Consider the following 19,141-nt stretch of genomic DNA (forward strand, 5'->3'; position numbering starts at 1 on the left):
ATGGGTGTGTTATCGGCCATCACCGGGGAAAATTTAATCAAAGCGATTGAGCTTTGTTCGGCTTCACATCAACACGCTTCACTGGCGAGCTCTGGCGGTTTTCCCACAGCACTGTCAGGCCGCGCTGTAGGGCGATGAAAATGAACAGCAAAATGCCGATGGCGATTTTCGTCCACCACGAACTGAGCGTGCCGTCGAAGTTGATATACGTCTGAATCAGCCCCTGAATCGCCACGCCAAACAGCGTGCCAAGAACGGTTCCCACGCCACCACTCAGCAACGTGCCGCCGATAACCACCGAAGCAATCGCATCTAGTTCAACGCCCATCCCAGCCAGCGCGTAACCCGCGGAGGTATAAAGCGAAAAAACAATGCCAGCGAGAGTCGCAAGCCCGGTCGAGAGCATGTAAATGCGGATGGTGGTGCTGCGTGTGGAAATCCCCATCAGGTTTGCTGAAGTGGCGTTGCCGCCAATCGCATAAACCTGGTTACCAAAGCGGGTACGGTGCGCAAGGAAAATGCCGATCACTACTACGGCTAACATCAGCAGCCCCATGGCACTTAAACGGCCGCCACCAGGAATGCGCCAGGCGAGGTTGGAAAGCGTGTCGTAAATCGGGTGATCAATGGGAATGGACTCTTCGGACACCAGGTAGCTAACCCCGCGCAGGAAGAACATTCCAGCGAGCGTAATGATAAAAGCGGGGATTTTCAGCCCATCAATCAGCAGCCCCATAAACGCGCCAAAGGCACAACCCATTGCCAGCACCAGCGGGAAAGCCACCAGTGGCGATAACCCCCAGAAGCCGATCGCTTTGGCGAGGAATACCCCGGTAAAGGCGATCACCGAACCGACCGAAAGATCGATGCCGCCAGAGAGGATCACAAAGGTCATGCCGACGGCAATAATCCCCAGAAACGCGTTATCAGTCAGAATATTGCAAATTACCCGCGTTGAGGCAAAACCGGGGAATTGCGTCAGGCAATACAGATACCCCAGCACAAACACCGCCAGGGTAATCATCAACGGCAAGTTACGTTTGATCATGGCGACGGAGTCCTTTGAGCAAAGCAATAAAACGCGGTGACTGAACAATCAGCACGCACATCACCACCACTGCTTTCACCACCTGGTTAAGCTCAGGCGGGAAACCAGAAAGCAGAATGCCAGTGTTCATCCCCTGGATAATCAGCGCGCCAATCACGGAGAGCGCGATGTTAAAGCGCCCACCCATTAACGAACCGCCACCGATCACCACCGCCAAAATGGCGTCCAGCTCCAGCCACAATCCGGCGTTGTTGGCATCGGCACCGCGAATATCTGCGGTGACGATGATCCCGGCAATTGCAGCGCACAGGCCGCTGAGCACGTAGGTCAGCATCACGACGAGGCGCGTATTCACCCCGGCGTTTTTCGCCGCGCGAATGTTAATCCCAACCGATTCAATAAACAGACCCAGCGCCGTTTTACGGGTGAATAGCCAGAAAACCAGCAGCGTTGCCAGCACGATAATCACCGGCGTCGGGAAGAAGAACAGCGCGCCGCTGCCAAGGTATGAAAGGTTGGGCGAGTTGAAGGTAACAATTTGCCCGGCAGTAATCAGTTGCGCCACACCGCGCCCGGCAACCATCAGGATAAGTGTCGCGACAAACGGCTGAATCTTGAGGATCGCTACCAAAATTCCGTTCCACAAACCCGCCAGAATACCGACACCAAGTGCAGAGAGGATCACCACCGTCAGGCTGTGCCCGTCGACGGTTAACGTTGCCGCCGTGGCACCTGCAATCGCCATCACTGCGCCAACTGAAAGATCGATACCGCCGGTGGCGATCACCAGCGTCATGCCAATGGCTAATAATGCGACCGGTGCCGCACGGTTAAGAATGTCTATCGGGCTGCCAAATAACCGCCCGTTTTGCACCACAATATCGAAGAAATGGTTGGCGACCAGGCTATCAACCAGCAACACCAGCACCAATGCGACCAGTTGCGGAATGCCTGGTGGCCAGCGAAAACTGCGCTTTGGCTTTTCAACTTCGGCCTGCGGCAATGAACGAGGCATCACGTTTAACTCCTTATGCCGCAATGGCATTCATAATTGCCGATACGGAAAGCTCAGCGAGTGGGATCTCCGCCACTTGCTGCCGGTCACGCATGATGATCACGCGATCCGCATACCCCACCAGCTCTTCGAGTTCGGAAGAGATAACCAGCAGCGCCAGTCCATCGGCACACAGCGTTTCGATCAGACGGATAATTTCAGCATGTGCGCCAACGTCGATCCCACGCGTCGGTTCGTCGAGGATCAGGAATTGGGGTTTGGTCAGTAACCAGCGCGACAGCAGGACTTTTTGCTGATTGCCACCGGAGAGAAATTCAATCGGTTGATCCGGGCCGGGCGTGCGAATCCCCAACTGGCGGATAAAGCGTTCCGCTATCTGATACTGCTCGCGTTTTGGGATCGGGCGCAGCCAGCCGCGCTGGGCCTGCAACGCCAGAATGATGTTTTCGCGTACCGAGGCGGCGGCAATAATGCCGTCGGTTTTCCTGTCTTCCGGGCAAAAACCAATCCCGAGCGACGAGGCTTTATGCGGCGATCGCAGCGATTGTTGCTTGCCTTTGATCCACGCATTACCGCTGTCTGCGGGCTTGATCCCAAATATCACTTCGGCGGTTTCGGTGCGACCCGATCCTAATAAGCCCGCCAGGCCGACGATCTCACCGGGGCGGACTTCAAGATTGAACGGATTGATCACCCCTTTCTTGCCGAAATCTTTGAACGCTGCAACGGGCTTATCGCTTAGTAAGGTGCGGCCTGCGCGGTTCAATGCGTTGGTTTCCAGCTCACGACCTAACATCATTTTGACCAGCTCGATCTGCGGTAACTCGGCGGTTTTGCGCGTGCCGACAAACGCGCCGTTGCGCAGAACGGTGATCCTGTCGGTAACTTCATAAACCTGGTCGAGAAAGTGAGTGACAAAGATCAGGCTGACGCCCTGATCGCGCAGCTGGCGCATCAGGGTAAAAAGCATTTCGACCTCTTTGGTATCGAGGCTGGCGGTCGGTTCATCAAGGATCAGCACTTTGGCTGACAGATCAATGGCGCGGCAGATCGCGACGATCTGCTGCATCGCCACGGAATAGCGGTTCAGCGGCTCGGAAACATCCAGCGAAAATCCGTAGGATTCCATCAAGCGGGTGGCGCGCTTTTCCATCTCTTTGCGCTGTAAAAAACCAAAGCGACGCGGCTCGCGGCCAATAAACAGATTGTCTGCCACCGACATGTTCGGCAGCAGGTTAACTTCCTGGTACACCGTGCCGATACCGAGTTGCTGGGCGTGGGCGGTGTTTTTTGGCGAGATAAGCTCACCTTCGAGGTAAATATTGCCGCTATCGCGCTGATAAACGCCGGTAAGGGCTTTGATTAGCGTTGATTTACCTGCTCCGTTTTCACCCAGTAGCGCCATGATTTCGCCGCGATTGAGGCTGAAATCTACTTTGTCGAGCGCCTTAACCCCTGGGAAATGTTTCGATAAGCCTTCCGTGCGCAGAATTTCCTGATTGTTTGTGTTCATTATTAGACCCTCACCCCAACCCTCTCCCTAAAAGAGAGAGGGGGAAAAATCAAACCACACTCGATCCAATCCCCTCTCCCCTTAGGAGAGAGGGCTAGGGTGAGGGGTAAAGCAGCTTAGTAGCCCATCGATTTTTTCTTCTCTAGCTCTTCTTTCGCGGTATCCGGGAGGTACAGCGTTGATTTAGTGATGGTCACTTTTTCCGGCATGGTGCCGTCTTTCTTGAATTTCTCGAGTGCGTCAAACGCTGGGCCTGCCATGTTTGGCGTCAGCTCAACACTGGCGTTAGCTTCGCCATCCATCATCGCTTTGTAGATGTCCGGCACGCCATCGATTGAACCAGTCAGAATATCTTTGCCTGGTTTCAGACCCGCTTCTTTAATCGCCTGAATCGCCCCGATCACCATGTCATCGTTATGCGCGTAAACCATGCAGATGTTTTTGCCGTTGTCCTCAGCTTTGATGAAGCTCTCCATAACTTCTTTACCTTTGCTGCGGGTAAAGTCACCAGACTGAGAACGGATGATTTTCACGTTAGATGCTTTAGAAATGGCGTCCGCAAAACCTTTTTTACGGTCGATTGCTACGCTCGCGCCCACGGTGCCTTGCAGCTCAACCACGTTACACGCTTTGCCGTTCAACTCTTTGAGCAACCATTCACCAATGAGCTGGCCTTCCAGCACGTTGTTGGCGGTGACGACGGTCATATACAGCGATTTATCTTTAACATCGATATTACGGTCGAGCAGGAATACTGGGATTTTTGCCTCTTTTGCTTCTTGTAATACCGGCTCCCAACCCGTGGCGACGATTGGCGCAATGAAGATGGCGTCTACGCCCTGGGCGATAAATGAACGTACAGCTTTAATCTGGTTTTCTTGTTTTTGTTGGCCATCGGCGATTTTCAGCGTGATTCCACGTTTTTGAGCTTCGCTCTTTGCAACGGACGTTTCTGCTGCGCGCCAGCCGGATTCAGAACCTACCTGCGAAAATCCGACCGTTAACGGAGCCGCTATCGCCATAGACGACATGGCTGCGGAGACAGCTGAGACCAAAAGTAAGCGCTTCCACATAGGTACATCCTCGTAGGGTTATTGTTGGTTAAATTGTGGACTTCGAAAAAAACTATAGTCGACGTGCGGCGTAACAGAATGAGTTACATCACAATTCAAACAAGTCACCTGCAAGCTTGTAACCGCTTACACAATTTTATTAATAATACGGCTATGTTTATGGATTTTTCCGGTGTCGGAAGGTTCTGGAAACGGGTGCTGGTGAGAAGTGAAGGCAAAAAGAGGCGAAGACATTTAAATCGAGTTAGCTATAATACGCGGCACTTGAATGACATCAGTTTAAAGGAAAAAGACATGAGCTTACTCAACGTCCCTGCGGGCAAAGATATGCCGGAAGACATCTACGTTGTTATCGAAATCCCAGCGAACGCTGACCCTATCAAATATGAAATTGATAAAGACACCGGCGCGCTGTTTGTTGACCGTTTCATGTCCACTGCAATGTTCTATCCGTGCAACTACGGCTACATCAACCACACCCTGTCTTTAGATGGTGACCCGGTTGACGTTCTGGTTCCAACTCCGTACCCACTGCAACCAGGTTCTGTGATTCGCTGCCGTCCAGTTGGCGTGCTGAAAATGACCGACGAAGCGGGCGAAGATGCCAAGCTGGTTGCGGTTCCGCACACCAAACTGAGCAAAGAATACGATCACATTAAAGATGTGAACGACCTGCCAGAACTGCTGAAAGCGCAGATCTCCCATTTCTTCGAGCAGTACAAAGCTCTCGAGAAAGGCAAATGGGTTAAAGTTGAAGGCTGGGACAACGCAGCAGCGGCTAAAGCAGAAATCATTGCTTCCTTCGAGCGCGCTAAGAAGTAATCATTCTTGTAGCGGAATTTCCGCCAGCAACTCAACAGCACCCAAACCGGGTGCTGTTTTTTTTTGCGAATAATTGATGTAATAAATAACCGACAAGATTAATTAATTATTTTTATCTATTATACCTTCACGTTATTGGTAATATATAACAATACAAATAATTTATATTTCTCCATTTTATTAATCCACAGTGCGTGCCTGTTCACAAAATAGACACTGATATTGTTTACTCTGAAATAGCAATGTGAGCTAATCGATATTAGCTCGCGACATGCCTTATTCACCCGCTGCGAGATTCACAGCTCAAAAGCTTCAATACCGTTATCTATGCCTACCACCCTGTCATTTGATGACGCATTCATCACAGCGACCCGGAAAATTAACCATATAAAATAATTATTAATTTGAGATTCTTATGAATGAAAATAAATTATTAGGTCTTGCCTGGATATCACCTTATATAATCGGATTGTTTGTCTTTACCCTTTTCCCGTTTGTCTCTTCATTCCTGCTTAGCTTCACCGAATATGACTTAATGACCCCCCCCACATTTAACGGGATAGAAAATTACCGTTATATGCTGACCGACGATACGCTGTTCTGGAAATCTGTCGCGGTCACCATCACCTATGTATTTTTAACCGTTCCCTTAAAGCTGGCATTTGCACTAGGCGTCGCGTTTGTCCTGAATTTTAAACTTCGCGGTATTGGCTTTTTCCGCACGGCTTTTTACATCCCTTCGATTCTCGGCAGCTCCATTGCCATCGCGGTGCTGTGGCGGGCGCTTTTTTCCATCGATGGCCTGTTGAACAGTTTTCTCAGCCTGTTTGGCACAACACCGATCAACTGGTTTGGCGAGCCGCCGCTAGCCTTACTCTCTGTGACACTATTACAGGTGTGGCAGTTCGGCTCTTCAATGGTTATCTTCCTCGCAGCGCTGCAGAACGTTCCACAATCGCAATATGAAGCGGCCATGATTGACGGCGCAACCCGCTGGCAGATGTTCACCAAAGTAACGATCCCTCTAATTACCCCGGTGATTTTCTTTAACTTTATTATGCAGACCACTAATACCTTCCAGGAGTTTACCGCGCCATACGTCATTACAGACGGCGGGCCAACGTATTACACCTATCTGTTCTCGCTCTATATCTACGACACCGCATTTAAATACTTTGATATTGGTTACGCTGCGGCGCTGGCCTGGGCGCTGTTTATATTGGTCGCGCTCTTTGCCTGCTGTTTATTCAAGTCGTCGAAATACTGGGTGTTTTATTCCGCCGATAAGGGAGGCAAAAATGGTTAACCGTAGCGTTCGCTATTTTATCTTGCTGTTTATCGGGCTGCTGATGCTCTACCCGCTGGCGTGGATGTTTTCTGCCTCGCTCAAACCCAACAATGAAATATTCACCAACCTGAGCCTGTGGCCCTCAAACCTGACCTGGGACGGCTTTATCAACGGCTGGAAAACCGGCACCGAATATAACTTTGGTCATTACATGCTTAATACCTTTAAGTTCGTGATCCCAAAAGTGATCCTCACCATTATCTCTTCCACGGTGGTGGCCTACGGCTTCGCCCGATTCGAGATCCCGTGGAAGACATTCTGGTTCTCTGCCCTTATCGCCACCATGTTACTGCCAGGCACGGTGTTGCTCATCCCGCAGTACCTGATGTTTCGTGAAATGGGGATGCTTAACAGCTATTTGCCGCTGTATCTGCCTACCGCCTTCGCCACACAAGGCTTTTTTGTGTTCCTGCTCATCCAGTTTTTGCGCGGCGTGCCGCGTGATATGGAAGAGGCGGCGCAAATCGATGGCTGCAACTCAGCACAGGTGCTGTGGTATGTGGTCGTTCCCATTCTTAAACCCGCCATTATCTCCGTCGCACTATTTCAGTTTATGTGGTCGATGAACGACTTCCTGGGGCCATTGATCTACGTCTATAGCGTTGACAAATACCCCATCTCCCTGGCGCTGAAAATGTCGATAGACGTCAGCGAAGGGGCTCCGTGGAACGAAATACTCGCGATGTCGTGTATCGCGCTTATGCCCTCCATCATCGTCTTCTTCCTGGCACAGCGTTACTTCATCCAGGGCGTGTCCAGTAGCGGTATTAAAGGTTAAGGGGAAAATATTGTGGCTGCAGTCACTTTCAAGAACGTGGAAAAAATCTATTCCAACGGGTTCAGAGCCGTCAACGGCATCGACCTGCATATCGCCGACGGCGAATTTATGGTGATTGTCGGGCCGTCCGGCTGCGCGAAATCCACGACTCTGCGAATGCTGGCCGGGTTAGAAACCGTCAGCGGAGGTGAAATTTATATTGGTGAAAAAATCGTCAATAACCTTGCACCTAAAGCGCGGGGTATCGCGATGGTATTCCAGAACTATGCGCTCTACCCGCATATGACGGTGCGCGAGAATCTGGCCTTCGGCCTGAAGCTCGCAAAGCTGCCCAAAGAAAGAATCGCTCAGCAGGTGAATGAAGCGGCGAAAATACTCGAACTGGAAGAGCTGCTCGATAGCCTGCCGCGCCAGCTCTCCGGTGGTCAGGCCCAGCGTGTCGCCGTAGGGCGCGCCATCGTCAAAAAGCCGGATGTGTTTCTGTTCGATGAACCGCTTTCCAATCTTGATGCGAAGTTGCGCGCCTCCATGCGCATCCGAATTTCCGATCTCCACAAACAACTGAAGCTGTCTGGCAGCCCGGCCACCACCGTTTATGTGACTCACGATCAGACGGAAGCGATGACCATGGGCGACAGGATCTGCGTGATGAAACAGGGCCATATCATGCAGGTTGATACCCCGGATAACCTCTATCACGCCCCGCTGAATATCTTTGTGGCGGGCTTTATCGGCGCGCCGGAAATGAACATCAAACCCACCAAAATCATTCGTAAAGAGGGTTTGCTTCACATCACGGTTGGCCAAAACACACTGGCGCTGAATGCCAGCCAACAGGAGAAAGTCGCCCCCTTTGTCGATAAAAACGTCTTTTTCGGTATTCGCCCTGAAGCGGTGATGGTGTCAGCGCAGCCGTTTGCCAGCGAAGGCGCGGAAGGAACGCTTATCCGTACTGAAAATATGGGGCACGAATTCTTTCTCTACCTCGCCGTCGCAGACGTCGAACTCACCGCCCGCGTCACCGCCGAAGAGGCAAAGACGATCATCGAGGGCGGGTTAAACTGTCCGGTTTGGTTCCGCTTCAACATGGAAGAATGCCATCTCTTTGACGCCGAAAGTGAAAAGAATATCTCTTTGTAATACAGGGCAATATCGCATTTTTTCGGGGATAGAGCCGTACGCAGTATTCTGACTAACAGGAGCATCGTATGCATTTTCAATGGACACCATCACAGGCGCAGGCCTGGCAGGAGCAGCACGGCTGGACGTGTGGATTCAACTATCTGCCGCGAACCAGCGTGAACTGGACGGAAATGTGGCAAGCCGACACCTTCGATCCGCAAACTATCGATCAGGAACTGGGCTGGGCGCGGCGTCATGGCTATAACGCCCTGCGCACCAACCTGCCGTTTATCGTCTGGGAACACGATCGAGACGGGCTACTAAATCGCATCGACACTTTCCTCGAACTGGCGGCGAAACACCAGATTCAGGTGATGCTGACGCTGATGGACGATTGCGCCTTTTCCGGCGATGAGCCGTTCCTCGGCCCGCAAAAACCCCCTCGCCCAGGCGTGCATAACAGTCAGGCTGCGGCAAGCCCTGGGCGTGGAATTGTGATGGATCCCAGTCGCTGGCCAGCGGTGGAAGCCTATATCCGTGACGTCATTGAACGCTTTAAACACGATGAACGGGTCGCCATCTGGGATCTGTACAACGAACCGGGCAATCGTGGCATCAACGTGAGCGCCACCGAATCCGGGGAGGCCGACATCAGGATTGAGGAGTTCGCGCTACAACTGATGATTAACGCCTTTCGCTGGGCCCGTGAGGTCGGCCCTTCTCAACCGCTGACGGTTGCCGCGTGGCATCCCGACATTGAAAGCAACACGTTGTTCGGGCATCCGATCGATAGCGCAGCGCTTCAGCTTTCAGACATCATCAGCTATCACGCCTATGTTCCCGCAAACTATCAGCTCACGGCATTGCACCACCTATCACAACTCAATCGTCCTGTGCTTTGTACCGAGTGGCTGGCGCGGCATATGGACTGCACCTTCAGCGAGCAACTGCCGTTGTTCGCCGCTTATGACGCGGGTTGCTACCAGTGGGGATTGGTACAGGGTAAAACCCAAACCTGGATCCCCTGGACCGGCGTCAACAAAACACATCCCGATCCGCAATCGTTATGGTTTCACGATGTTCTAAACGATCAGGGAAATCCGTGGAACGAAGAAGAAATGCGCCTGGTTAGCCACTTAACGGCTTGCCGACATAAGAGAGCTCGCGGTTAATCACATTGAGGATGGAACCATGAAGACAGCACTTCTTTTTTTACTGGTCTGTTGCACGCTCGGCAATGCATCGCTGGCTTTCAGCAGCGAACAAGTGGAACTGCGCTTCTCCTGGTGGGGCGGAAAATCCCGTAACGTCGCCACCCTGGAAGCCCTGAAGGCATTCGAAGTACGCTACCCCAGCATCAAAGTTAAAGCAGAATATACCGGTTGGGACGGCTATTCCTCTCGTGTCACCACGCAGCTCAACAGCGGCACGGAAGCAGATGTTATCCAGACTAACTGGAACTGGCTGACGCTGCTTTCCCGCACCGGAGATGGTTTCTACGATCTCAACAAAGTCAGTAAAGAGATCGGGCTAGAGCACTATTCCCCTGAGTCACTCGCCACCACCACGGTTAACGGCAAAGTGAATGCGATGCCCATTTCCAGCAATGTCATGTTGTTCTATTACAACGCACATACCTGGGAAAAAGCAGGCGTTCCATTCCCTACTACCTGGGATGAATTACGTGCTGCGGGTCAACAGTTTAAAGAGAAACTCGGCGATAACTATTTCCCCCTCGTCTTATCAGAACAAGATGCGCTGATGCTGGTGCGTTCTTACATGTACCAGAAGTACCAGAAAGAGATGATAGACGTTGAGAGTAAAACATTTGCCTGGAGTCATGAGGAGCTGGTTGAAGGGTTAACCTTTTATAAAAGCCTGATGGACGCGCATGTCGCCCCGAACATGAAGCAAATAGCTTCTTTCGGCAAAGGTATCAACTATGAAATGAAGCCCTGGATCAATGGCGAATGGGGTGGTGTTTATAACTGGAATGCGTTGTATACCGCTGAAGCCGGGAACCTGATTCTTCCTGACAAATTGGTCATGGGCCCCTACCCGATGCTCCCTGGCGCGAAAGATGCCGGACAGTTTCGTAAAACCGCGCTGATGTATTCGATAAGTCGTCACACAAAGCATCCAAAAGAAGCCGCGTTGCTGCTCAATTTCCTGCTCAATGAAAAGGAAGGCGTGGTGCCTGTTGGCCTTGAACGTGGGGCACCATTGAGTCAAACCGGGGAAAAAGCACTGCGTGACGCCGGGATCTGGCAGGATAACGATCCTGTTATTCAGGGGCTCGCACAATCGGCAAAACTCCCTAATGCTTCGGCTACATTGCCACAACTGGAAGATGGGCAGTTTGTCACCCTGTTCGACAACGCCAGAGAAGCGATTGATTACGGTAAGAAAACCGTCGATCAAGCCGCGACGGAATTTGAACAGCAGGTGAACAGAATATTAAAACGCATCATGCGCTAAGGTGAAAGTTCACCCTCTTGTCAGCAGAAATCATGCCCGCTGACAGAGGGTGAGAGCGATCGCAGGACGGTTACCGGTCTACCCAGTCTCCGCTTTCAATGCGGGTTAATCCATCCACCTGCCGTTGGTAAACATACATCCATGCACTCCCGTAAGGTGTCTGAATTAGCTGACGTTTATACTCACCACCCTTGGTGCGCAAGGCATCGAGCTCGGAAAGTGTTGAAGCATCTATGCGATACACTTCGCCCACAACTGAACCTTCACCCGGCACAACTCCCGGATAATGGCCAAGATTGTATAAGGCGTAATTTTCGACATGATGATCCCCAAGCCACTGGGCGTTGGTCATCCAGTGGCTGTTACCTTGCTTGCGTCGTAAACTGCCGTAAACAAATATTCGCATTGCTAAAACTCAAACTGATAAAGCAGATCAAGTGCCTGATCGATACCAGACACAGCTTCCAGATACAACTTAGGCATCAGGCGATAGCGCAGTGTTAGTGTCGCCAACGAGTCAAAAATACCCACGCCATATTTTACCTGGAGACCTGGCAGTACGTAGCCACTGACCACCACTTGTGAGGAATCCCCCACCCCTGCGGTGTCCAGCGCCAGATTGCTTACGCCAAACGTCTCGCCGATTTTACCCACAACCTGACCACTTTGTGCAACCCCCAAACCGACAAGCATGGATGTCATGGCGTTGCCATCGTCACCAGAATTGTCTAAACCCTGGCCGCGAAGCAGGTAGGACAAGGCTTCTTGCTGTGACATGGCTGGGTCCGAAAATATTTCAGCTTTCGGTTCATCAGCCGTTCCTGTGACACGAACACCGGCAATAACGTCGTTTTCGGTAGATTCAGGGTTACGAATCGCCTCGATATTCAGCAATGGTTGATCCGGTGGCCCCGAGAACAGCAGGATGCCTTTGCGCACGATCAGATCCTGTCCGTAAGCGTGGAAGCGCCCTTCGGGAATATTGATCTGCCCGTTAAGACCGAGCCCTTGCTTATCCTGAACCATTTTCAAATCGCCGTTCAAACGCGCTTTCAAACCAAACGCATCCAGGCGCACGTTATCACCAACGTGGATAACCAGATTACTGTTGATCGGAATACCCGCGGTTTGCGGTTTAATTGGCTTGAGGTTTTGATCCAGCATCACCTCGTCACTGGAAACGCCGACCGAGCTTTCAGGCACGTCATGCACCACGATACGCGCCCAGGGAATATCGACGCGACCATCGAGTGTGAACAGGCTTGGCGTCGCCACAAACTCAACATCAGGCGAGACATCGAGGCGCACCATCGGTGGCACCGTAATGCGCACCTTATTGCCTTTCGCCGCCACACGCGCCCGCCAGTTGTCGATTTGCGTCCAGTCCGCGTCACCATTAAGCGCGATATCACCCTTTTTGGTGCGCACCGTCCCCACCAGCGTGGAATTGGTGCCGTTAAAGTTCATCGCCACCTGGCTTGGCTGCATATCAAACGGCATAAAGTTACCGTCGACATCGATGCCGTTCAGCTGCAATTGCCCGAACAGTTGCGGACGCTCGGCGTTACCCGCCAGGCGTAAATTCGCATTCAGCTTCCCGGCAGCTTTTTCCCCACGTGAGAAAATCGAGTTGGCGATCGCCAAATCAAAGTTACGCATATTCACGTTACCGCCCAGATTACGGCGGCCTTGTGGATCGGTAATTTGCACCTGGCCATCAAACTGGCCGTTTTGCGCGACGCGGATCATCCAGCCAAGCTGCGCCTGGTTATTTTTCAGTTCCGCATTCAGATTCAGCGTATCAAACGCCACCAGCAGTGGGCTGTCGTTGACCACTTGTGTGACTTTCACGCCGTTGCCTTGCAGCGTGACGTTGCCTTGCGGCAACCCCTTAGATTCACTGTCCCAGCTCACATCCGCGCGGCCACTAAAGGTGCCCACGGCCTGGGTATCTTCCGGCATAAACGGTTTGAGCATCGCCAGATCAAAGCGATTCAGGTTGACGACAGCTCGCCCTTTCGCGCCCGCATCAATCGGTTGCGGCACGCAAAGCTCGGCATTCGGGTTAGTCCAGCAATGCGCACCAATATTGATCTTCTGTTCTTTATTGCGGTAATCGAGTGCCAGAGCGCGGTTGAGCGACCACGGGCCAACCGGCGTTTCAAAGCGCGTGTTGGTCAGGTTGCCGCGCCAGCGTTCTTCTGCACGAGAGAAACTGCCGCTTAAGTCGAGTTGTCCGGAAACCGGCTCGCCCTGAATCCGCAATTGCAACTGATGCTGTTTTTCAGAACCTTTTGCTACCAGCGTGGCGAGGTTGATGTCGACGCCTGGCTGGGAAACACGCTCGACACGCAGATCCAGGTTACCGGCGATTTGATCGGTGGATTTGACGTCACCTTTCAATAGAACCCGCGCAATGGACAGCTCCTGCCAGCGCAGATTATTCGCCGTTACATCCGCCAGCAATTGCGGGGCTTTGACATCACCACGGACTTTAATCGTCCCTTTCGCGGTGCCGCCCAGGCCTGGCAAAGCATTGTCGAGATTCGGCGCATCAATATTGGCATCCAGCGCCAGCTCTTTCGGCCCTAATTCCCCTTTAACATCAGCACTGTTTCGCCCAAGCTCAACATGCAAGCCAGGGATTTTCCACTGCATGTAGCTGTTGCCTTTAAGCTTCCCGGCCACATTCACTTTGTTATTTTTGACGTTACCGGCGAGCTTCAGTTCTGACACATCCACCTGCCAGCTGCCGCCATACAAACTGCCGCTGGTTTTCACCAGGCCGTCAAGCTTTGCAGGCCAGTCAGGGAATTGCTTCGCGGTATTGATACCATCGAGTTTTAGCTCACCGCGCCAGCTAATCGCTTTGCTCCAGTCAAGCACCGCTTTCAGGTCGGTATTGCCTTGCAGCGCCGCAATGCGCAATTTGTCGAGCTTAAGCTGTTGTTCGTTGCCTTTGCTGTCGAGCGTGATAGTGGCGGGCGGGATTTGTTCGCCTTTCACATCGCTACGGAATGACAGCGCGTAATCGGTCATTTTGCCGCTGAATTTCAGTTTGAGATTGTCTGCCTGGTACTCTTTTTTACCGGTAAACGGCCAGTAAAGCTGCTTGCTGACCACTTCCAGATTGAGTGGCAAACCGGCCTCGGCAAGCTGGGTATGCGCGGTAAGTTCCATATCGACCGGGCCTGAAAGATTGACGCCAACTTTCAGCACATCCCGCAGCTCGCCGCCGATCTTCATTTTCACCTTTTCGCCTTTTATCGGATCGATGTTCAGCGTGGTGTTCAGGGTTAAATCTACCGGCCATTTATCGCGCAATTCCGCGCTACCGGTGGCGTTGACCTGGCCTTGCGAAGAGTCGACATCCAGCGCATCGAGCTTCAAAGAACCGTCGATACTGCTGACTTTTAACAACAGGCTGCTGACCAACAAATCGGTGTCGCCAGTCAGGCGCAGCTGCGAGCCACGAAACTCCTGAATATTCAGATTCAGCGGCAAATGCACATCGGTCATTTCAGGTAAAACAGGCTTTTCAAACAGCTGCCTGAGCGTTTCACCCAGCGGTAATTCTTCCGGCTGCGGGTTCTGGATCTTCGGCTCAACTACCTCTTCTTGCGCCACTTTGGCGACTTTCGGCAGCGCAATCAGCAAGCCTTCAAGGTTGGTCGGCGTCAGCGTGACATTACGTTCCTGCCAGTTCAGGCCGGAGGTAAACTCCATCACCGAAACGGTGGTGTTATCAATTTTGAGATTGACGTTATTAAGCGCAAAACGACTCAGGGTGATGGGATACGGCGTGGTGAGATTGAGTGGGCCAGTGTCCTCTTCCTGAACAGGTGCTGACGGCGGCATTTTTTTGCTATCGACCACCACGTCGATATCTTTGAGTGAGAGATTATTCACGCACAAACTGCTGTCGCGCAGGCAGCCAAGTTTAACCGCCAGGTTAATTTCACCCGCCGTGACGTTGACGCCCGGCTGTTGGTAGCGCAGGCCTTTGATAGTCAGATTGCGCCAGCCGCCTGTGACGCTGGCAATATCCAGCCCAGGTACCCAACGGTTGGCGGCGTTAAATAAGACGTGTAGCCCAGTGGTAGTGCCCACCAGGAAGCCCACCGCACCAATCAGCAGCACCACAAAAAATAACACCGCGAGGCTTATCTTCTTCCAACGACTCATAGTTCAGGCCCCAAACCGATGTAAAACTGTAAACCGTGTTCATCTTTATCGCCCACCGGAACGGCTAAATCGAGCTTGATTGGCCCAACCGGTGACTGCCAGCGCACACCGAACCCTGCGCCAGTTTTAAAGTTGCTCTTTTTAATGTCATCGACCGCTTCGCCGGAGTCGACAAACACCGCACCCCACCATTTCCCGGTCACGTTGTATTGATATTCCAGTGAACCGGTGACTAATTTTGAGGCACCCGTCAGTTCACCTTTGTCGTTCTCAGGGGAGATGGATTTGTAGGAATAACCGCGAATACTGCGGTCACCACCGGCAAAGAAGCGCAAGTCAGGTGGGACTTTGTCGAAGTCATTGGTTTCAATCCAACCGACGTTGCCACGCACCACAAAGCGGTGTTTTTCCTGCAAGGTTCGAATCCAGACTTGTTGTGCCTGAATCACCGCGAAGTCGACATCAGAACCCCACATGGTGTCGGAAACGTCTAGCGAATAACGCTGTGAATCACCCCAGGTGGGCATCAGGCCACCACGCGAGCGAGTACGGCTGAGGCTTAAACCCGGATAAAGCAGCATCGTGGTGTTGGTCACGTCTGCCTGAGTAAAGTGGTCGAGGCTCCAGCGCAGGTTGATGGCGTGCTGCCACCCGCTGGATAAATCCCAGAATCGTGAAACCGCAAGGGTGCTGGAATCGGACTTGGTATCGTTTAAATCCGTCGCTTTAAAGCCCCCCTGCACCAGATAATATTGTTCCAGCGGGTTTTTGAGCAATGGCATTTTGTAGCTGAAATCAATGATTTGCTCAGGCGCAGAAAGGCTGATGCTGCTGGTCAGGCTGTGGCCGTAAGAGTTCATCCACGGTTTTTTCCACGACGCTTTGACGCGCGGCCCAACGTCGGTGGAATAACCCACACCGGTTTCAATGGTGTTTTCAGTTCTTGGGGAAACGACGCCCTGCAATGGCAATACTTTGGTTTTGCGAGCTTTGTCGAATTCCGGCGCCACCACCACCGAATTAAACCAGCCTGTCGCCGATAAGCGGCGGTTTAACTCTGCCAAATCACTTGAGGTGTAGTAATCGCCCTCTTTAAAAGGCACCAGATTTTGCAGGTAATCTTCGCGAATTTGTGAGCCCTGGAAAGTCACGTCACCAAAACGGTAGCGCTCACCGCTGTTGTAATCGATGTCCCAGTACGCCCGGCGGCGCTCAAGGGAAACCCCGAGTTGGCTTTTGAGGAATTCACTGTCGAAGTAGCCTTTCCGTACCGCAATATTGGAAAGATCTTTTTTGAAGCTGTCGTAATCGTGGTGATTGAGAACGGTGCCAATTTTCGGGCGGTCGGCCAATAATGCAATGTAATCTTTATCGGTACGCGCACCGCCGCGCAGAATCACGTCAGTGCCGCCAATCAACACTGGCGGGCCGGGATCGACTTTGGCAATCAATACCTGTCGCCCTTTGGCCGGTGGTGGCCGCAGGTCAAATTCAATGGTTGGTTCGTAATATCCGAGCGCTTTCAAACCATTACGGATGGCGTCATCCACACGCGCGCGAAAACGCCGGTCCGGCGTCACTTCATCACTTTGGATGGTAGAAAGTTGCGCACGAACGTTTTTTTGTAGCTCGCCGCTTAACCCATCAACCTGTAAACGTACGTTGGCAGCTCCCGCCCACGTGCTTACCAGGCACAAACAGGCCGAGCAAAATATACGGATTTGTGGCACGTTTTCTCCTGAATATCCTTGTTCCCACCCCTGGAAGGAAACGTTATCGCCGCCTTAGGCTTAACAAAATTACAACAATTAGGGTTGAAAACTGCACAATAACCCAAATAATTCTTATATGTACTGTAGTCTCATAATGCTGGGTTATTGTCTGAAATAACTCGCCGCGTTACAACCGCTTGACGGTTGTTACTAAATTTTACCGATATCGGGAGAGCATGACTGATGAAATTATTTGAGAAAAACCATCCCGTGACCCAGTCTGAAGCGTTGCCAGGCCGCAACACCCCGATGCCGATCGCCGCTTTACATGCAGTTAACGAGCATTCCATGACAAATGTACCAGATGGGATGGAAATCGCTTATTTTGCGATGGGTTGTTTCTGGGGCGTTGAACGTTTGTTCTGGCAACTGCCGGGGGTTTATAGCACCGCCGCAGGTTACGCTGGCGGCTTTACGCCCAATCCAACTTACCGTGAAGTATGTAGCGGGATGACGGGCCACACCGAAGCGGTGCGCGTGGTGTACGACCCACAAGTCATCAGCTATGAGCAATTGCTGCAACTGTTCTGGGAAAATCACGATCCGGCTCAGGGCATGCGCCAGGGCGGTGATGTCGGCACCCAATATCGCTCGGCGATTTACCCCCTCACACCTGAGCAAGATGCTGCCGCCCGCGCCAGTTTTGAGCGTTTCCAGGACGCTATGGCATTGGCTGGTGATGAGCGCCGCGTCACAACTGAAATTGCCAACGCCGGTCCGTTCTACTATGCCGAGGACGACCACCAGCAATATCTGCATAAAAACCCGTATGGCTATTGCGGCATTGGTGGCATTGGTGTCTGTTTACCGCCGCAAGCTTAAGCGTGCTCCCGCGGGATTGAGCGGGTAGTGCGGATCACCGAATCACGCACCAGCAAACGCCCCTGCAGCATCAGGTTGAATACCGGGGTGTGGGGGCGAGTAATACGGTTTTGTAATAAATGCACCGCTTCAATGCCCAATTCACGACAAGGCACCTGAATTGCCGTTAATGCGGGGCTAAAGGGCTCGGAGAGTGTCCAGCTAAAGTCGGTGACCATCAGCGAAACTTCCTGCGCGACAGTAAGGTTACGGCGCTGCAAGACTTGTTGCGCCCCTTTTGCCATAAATACCCCAGCGCAAAGAATGGCCGTCGGCCATTGTTCCTGGGAATGTTGTGAAAACCAGCGTTCCAGCGCCGCTTCTGATTCCACCGCGCCAAATCCTTCCGTCACCACCAAATTGAGAGCTTCATCGAATGGAGCATGGAAGTAACGCGCCGCTTCTTTGACCCCCTCCAGGCGGCTCACCATAGTGTCGCGCCGCAGGCTGGTCAGACACAGCAGGCGCCGATGCCCCTGTTGATAAAGATGACGAGCGGCACTAAAACCGATGGCCCGATGGTCTGGCGAGACGTTATCCAGAAGCATTTCCCGGTCGGTGGTATTAATAAGAATGCAGGGTTTGTTTAGTGTGGCGGCGAGTTTATGAATGGTTGGGTCGTCCACGCCAATAATGATCATCGCGTTAATATTGCTGTCGCTGGCTTTTTTAAGAAACAACTTCAAATCTGCCTGCTGCTCTTCCAGCCCACAATAACGGATATAAATATCATGCGGAGCAATAGCTTCGACGATGCCTTTGATGACTTCATTATAAAATGTGTCATCACGGCTATTAAAAGCACGGTCCGGGGCAAATATAATCACACCGTTAATTAATAAACGCCCACTGATAAGTTCATCTAATACACCAAACTCCTGAGCACTACGCAGTATAGCGCTACGCGCCTGTGGGCTGGTGTTCGATTTCCCGGCTAAAACTCTTGAAACCGTACTGACAGAATATCCTGTCATTACGGCTATTTGTTGCATCTTTAATTTACCTGCCATTTTGTGATCCCTGACACAATGCATCCATGCAAATATTATCACGGATATTCCTTTGTTTTTAAAAGATAAATATTAAAAACAAGACAGATAATTACTTAAGCTGCGAATATTATCAC

Annotated in this window: 15 protein-coding genes; 7 read left to right on the plus strand and 8 right to left on the minus strand. The window is 51.9% G+C overall.

The annotated features are described in order from the left end of the window. Positions 1-37 precede the first annotated feature (37 nt). The 4 genes from yjfF to ytfQ form a co-directional block, all read right to left on the minus strand. The gene (gene yjfF / locus MNO13_RS21755; protein ID WP_121814441.1) at positions 38-1,048 is read right to left on the minus strand and encodes a galactofuranose ABC transporter, permease protein YjfF; all 1,011 of its coding nucleotides are present in this window, start codon (positions 1,046-1,048) and stop codon (positions 38-40) included. Further along, complete coding sequence (gene ytfT, locus MNO13_RS21760) at positions 1,035-2,066, minus strand: galactofuranose ABC transporter, ATP-binding protein YtfT (RefSeq protein ID WP_121814442.1); 1,032 nt, start codon at positions 2,064-2,066, stop codon at positions 1,035-1,037. The genes yjfF and ytfT overlap by 14 nt, the downstream gene beginning before the upstream one ends. A 10-nt stretch (positions 2,067-2,076) precedes the next feature. Continuing rightward, positions 2,077-3,576: a galactofuranose ABC transporter, ATP-binding protein YtfR gene (ytfR, locus tag MNO13_RS21765; RefSeq protein ID WP_133522806.1), complete on the minus strand. Its 1,500-nt coding sequence runs from the start codon at positions 3,574-3,576 to the stop codon at positions 2,077-2,079. A 116-nt stretch (positions 3,577-3,692) separates the two neighbouring features. Next, entirely contained in the window at positions 3,693-4,649 is a 957-nt protein-coding gene (gene ytfQ / locus MNO13_RS21770) for a galactofuranose ABC transporter, galactofuranose-binding protein YtfQ (RefSeq protein ID WP_133522805.1), read from the minus strand. 294 nt (positions 4,650-4,943) lie between these two features. On the opposite strand from ytfQ, the gene ppa reads away from it, so the two are divergent. The 6 genes from ppa (at position 4,944) to MNO13_RS21800 (ending at position 11,197) form a co-directional block, all read left to right on the plus strand. Beyond that, on the plus strand, positions 4,944-5,471 hold the full coding sequence (ppa, locus tag MNO13_RS21775; RefSeq protein ID WP_064540588.1) for an inorganic diphosphatase: 528 nt from the start codon (positions 4,944-4,946) through the stop codon (positions 5,469-5,471). Positions 5,472-5,886: 415 nt separating this feature from the next. Then, positions 5,887-6,777 carry a carbohydrate ABC transporter permease gene (locus tag MNO13_RS21780; protein WP_064540591.1) on the plus strand — a complete coding sequence of 297 codons (891 nt, stop codon included), beginning with the start codon at positions 5,887-5,889 and terminating at the stop codon, positions 6,775-6,777. Then, entirely contained in the window at positions 6,770-7,597 is an 828-nt protein-coding gene (locus MNO13_RS21785; protein WP_083963193.1) for a carbohydrate ABC transporter permease, read from the plus strand. The genes MNO13_RS21780 and MNO13_RS21785 overlap by 8 nt, the downstream gene beginning before the upstream one ends. A 12-nt stretch (positions 7,598-7,609) precedes the next feature. Then, on the plus strand, positions 7,610-8,737 hold the full coding sequence (locus MNO13_RS21790; protein WP_064540593.1) for an ABC transporter ATP-binding protein: 1,128 nt from the start codon (positions 7,610-7,612) through the stop codon (positions 8,735-8,737). Positions 8,738-8,805: 68 nt separating this feature from the next. After that, the gene (locus MNO13_RS21795; RefSeq protein WP_241939306.1) at positions 8,806-9,891 is read left to right on the plus strand and encodes a glycoside hydrolase 5 family protein; all 1,086 of its coding nucleotides are present in this window, start codon (positions 8,806-8,808) and stop codon (positions 9,889-9,891) included. Positions 9,892-9,910: 19 nt separating this feature from the next. Continuing rightward, positions 9,911-11,197: an ABC transporter substrate-binding protein gene (locus MNO13_RS21800; protein ID WP_064540599.1), complete on the plus strand. Its 1,287-nt coding sequence runs from the start codon at positions 9,911-9,913 to the stop codon at positions 11,195-11,197. 70 nt (positions 11,198-11,267) lie between these two features. Here MNO13_RS21800 and MNO13_RS21805 read toward each other — a convergent pair whose 3' ends face one another. The 3 genes from MNO13_RS21805 to tamA are packed head-to-tail and all read right to left on the minus strand — an operon-like array spanning position 11,268 to position 17,112. Continuing rightward, positions 11,268-11,603 carry a gamma-glutamylcyclotransferase family protein gene (locus tag MNO13_RS21805; protein WP_064540601.1) on the minus strand — a complete coding sequence of 112 codons (336 nt, stop codon included), beginning with the start codon at positions 11,601-11,603 and terminating at the stop codon, positions 11,268-11,270. A gap of 2 nt (positions 11,604-11,605) precedes the next feature. After that, positions 11,606-15,382, minus strand: coding sequence for an autotransporter assembly complex protein TamB (tamB, locus tag MNO13_RS21810; RefSeq protein ID WP_241939307.1), 3,777 nt, complete (start codon positions 15,380-15,382; stop codon positions 11,606-11,608). Next, positions 15,379-17,112: an autotransporter assembly complex protein TamA gene (tamA, locus tag MNO13_RS21815; RefSeq protein WP_064540607.1), complete on the minus strand. Its 1,734-nt coding sequence runs from the start codon at positions 17,110-17,112 to the stop codon at positions 15,379-15,381. Before tamA ends, tamB begins: the two co-directional genes overlap by 4 nt. A 225-nt stretch (positions 17,113-17,337) precedes the next feature. On the opposite strand from tamA, the gene msrA reads away from it, so the two are divergent. Continuing rightward, entirely contained in the window at positions 17,338-17,976 is a 639-nt protein-coding gene (gene msrA / locus MNO13_RS21820; protein ID WP_064540610.1) for a peptide-methionine (S)-S-oxide reductase MsrA, read from the plus strand. Here the strand turns inward: msrA and MNO13_RS21825 are convergent. After that, positions 17,973-19,025, minus strand: a complete 1,053-nt coding sequence (locus MNO13_RS21825) for a LacI family DNA-binding transcriptional regulator (protein ID WP_121814447.1) — start codon at positions 19,023-19,025, stop codon at positions 17,973-17,975. The genes msrA and MNO13_RS21825 overlap by 4 nt on opposite strands. Positions 19,026-19,141: the final 116 nt, after the last annotated feature.

Origin of the sequence: Buttiauxella ferragutiae (genome assembly GCF_022637515.1) — a bacterium.
GTDB lineage: Bacteria > Pseudomonadota > Gammaproteobacteria > Enterobacterales > Enterobacteriaceae > Buttiauxella > Buttiauxella ferragutiae.

Coding starts and splice junctions, on each gene's coding strand:
- yjfF (WP_121814441.1), bottom strand. CDS start 1,048: ATGATCAAACGTAACTTGCCGTTGATGATTACCCTGGCGGTGTTTGTG.
- ytfR (WP_133522806.1), bottom strand. CDS start 3,576: ATGAACACAAACAATCAGGAAATTCTGCGCACGGAAGGCTTATCGAAA.
- ytfQ (WP_133522805.1), bottom strand. CDS start 4,649: ATGTGGAAGCGCTTACTTTTGGTCTCAGCTGTCTCCGCAGCCATGTCG.
- ppa (WP_064540588.1), top strand. CDS start 4,944: ATGAGCTTACTCAACGTCCCTGCGGGCAAAGATATGCCGGAAGACATC.
- MNO13_RS21780 (WP_064540591.1), top strand. CDS start 5,887: ATGAATGAAAATAAATTATTAGGTCTTGCCTGGATATCACCTTATATA.
- MNO13_RS21785 (WP_083963193.1), top strand. CDS start 6,770: ATGGTTAACCGTAGCGTTCGCTATTTTATCTTGCTGTTTATCGGGCTG.
- MNO13_RS21795 (WP_241939306.1), top strand. CDS start 8,806: ATGCATTTTCAATGGACACCATCACAGGCGCAGGCCTGGCAGGAGCAG.
- MNO13_RS21800 (WP_064540599.1), top strand. CDS start 9,911: ATGAAGACAGCACTTCTTTTTTTACTGGTCTGTTGCACGCTCGGCAAT.
- MNO13_RS21805 (WP_064540601.1), bottom strand. CDS start 11,603: ATGCGAATATTTGTTTACGGCAGTTTACGACGCAAGCAAGGTAACAGC.
- tamB (WP_241939307.1), bottom strand. CDS start 15,382: ATGAGTCGTTGGAAGAAGATAAGCCTCGCGGTGTTATTTTTTGTGGTG.
- msrA (WP_064540610.1), top strand. CDS start 17,338: ATGAAATTATTTGAGAAAAACCATCCCGTGACCCAGTCTGAAGCGTTG.
- MNO13_RS21825 (WP_121814447.1), bottom strand. CDS start 19,025: ATGGCAGGTAAATTAAAGATGCAACAAATAGCCGTAATGACAGGATAT.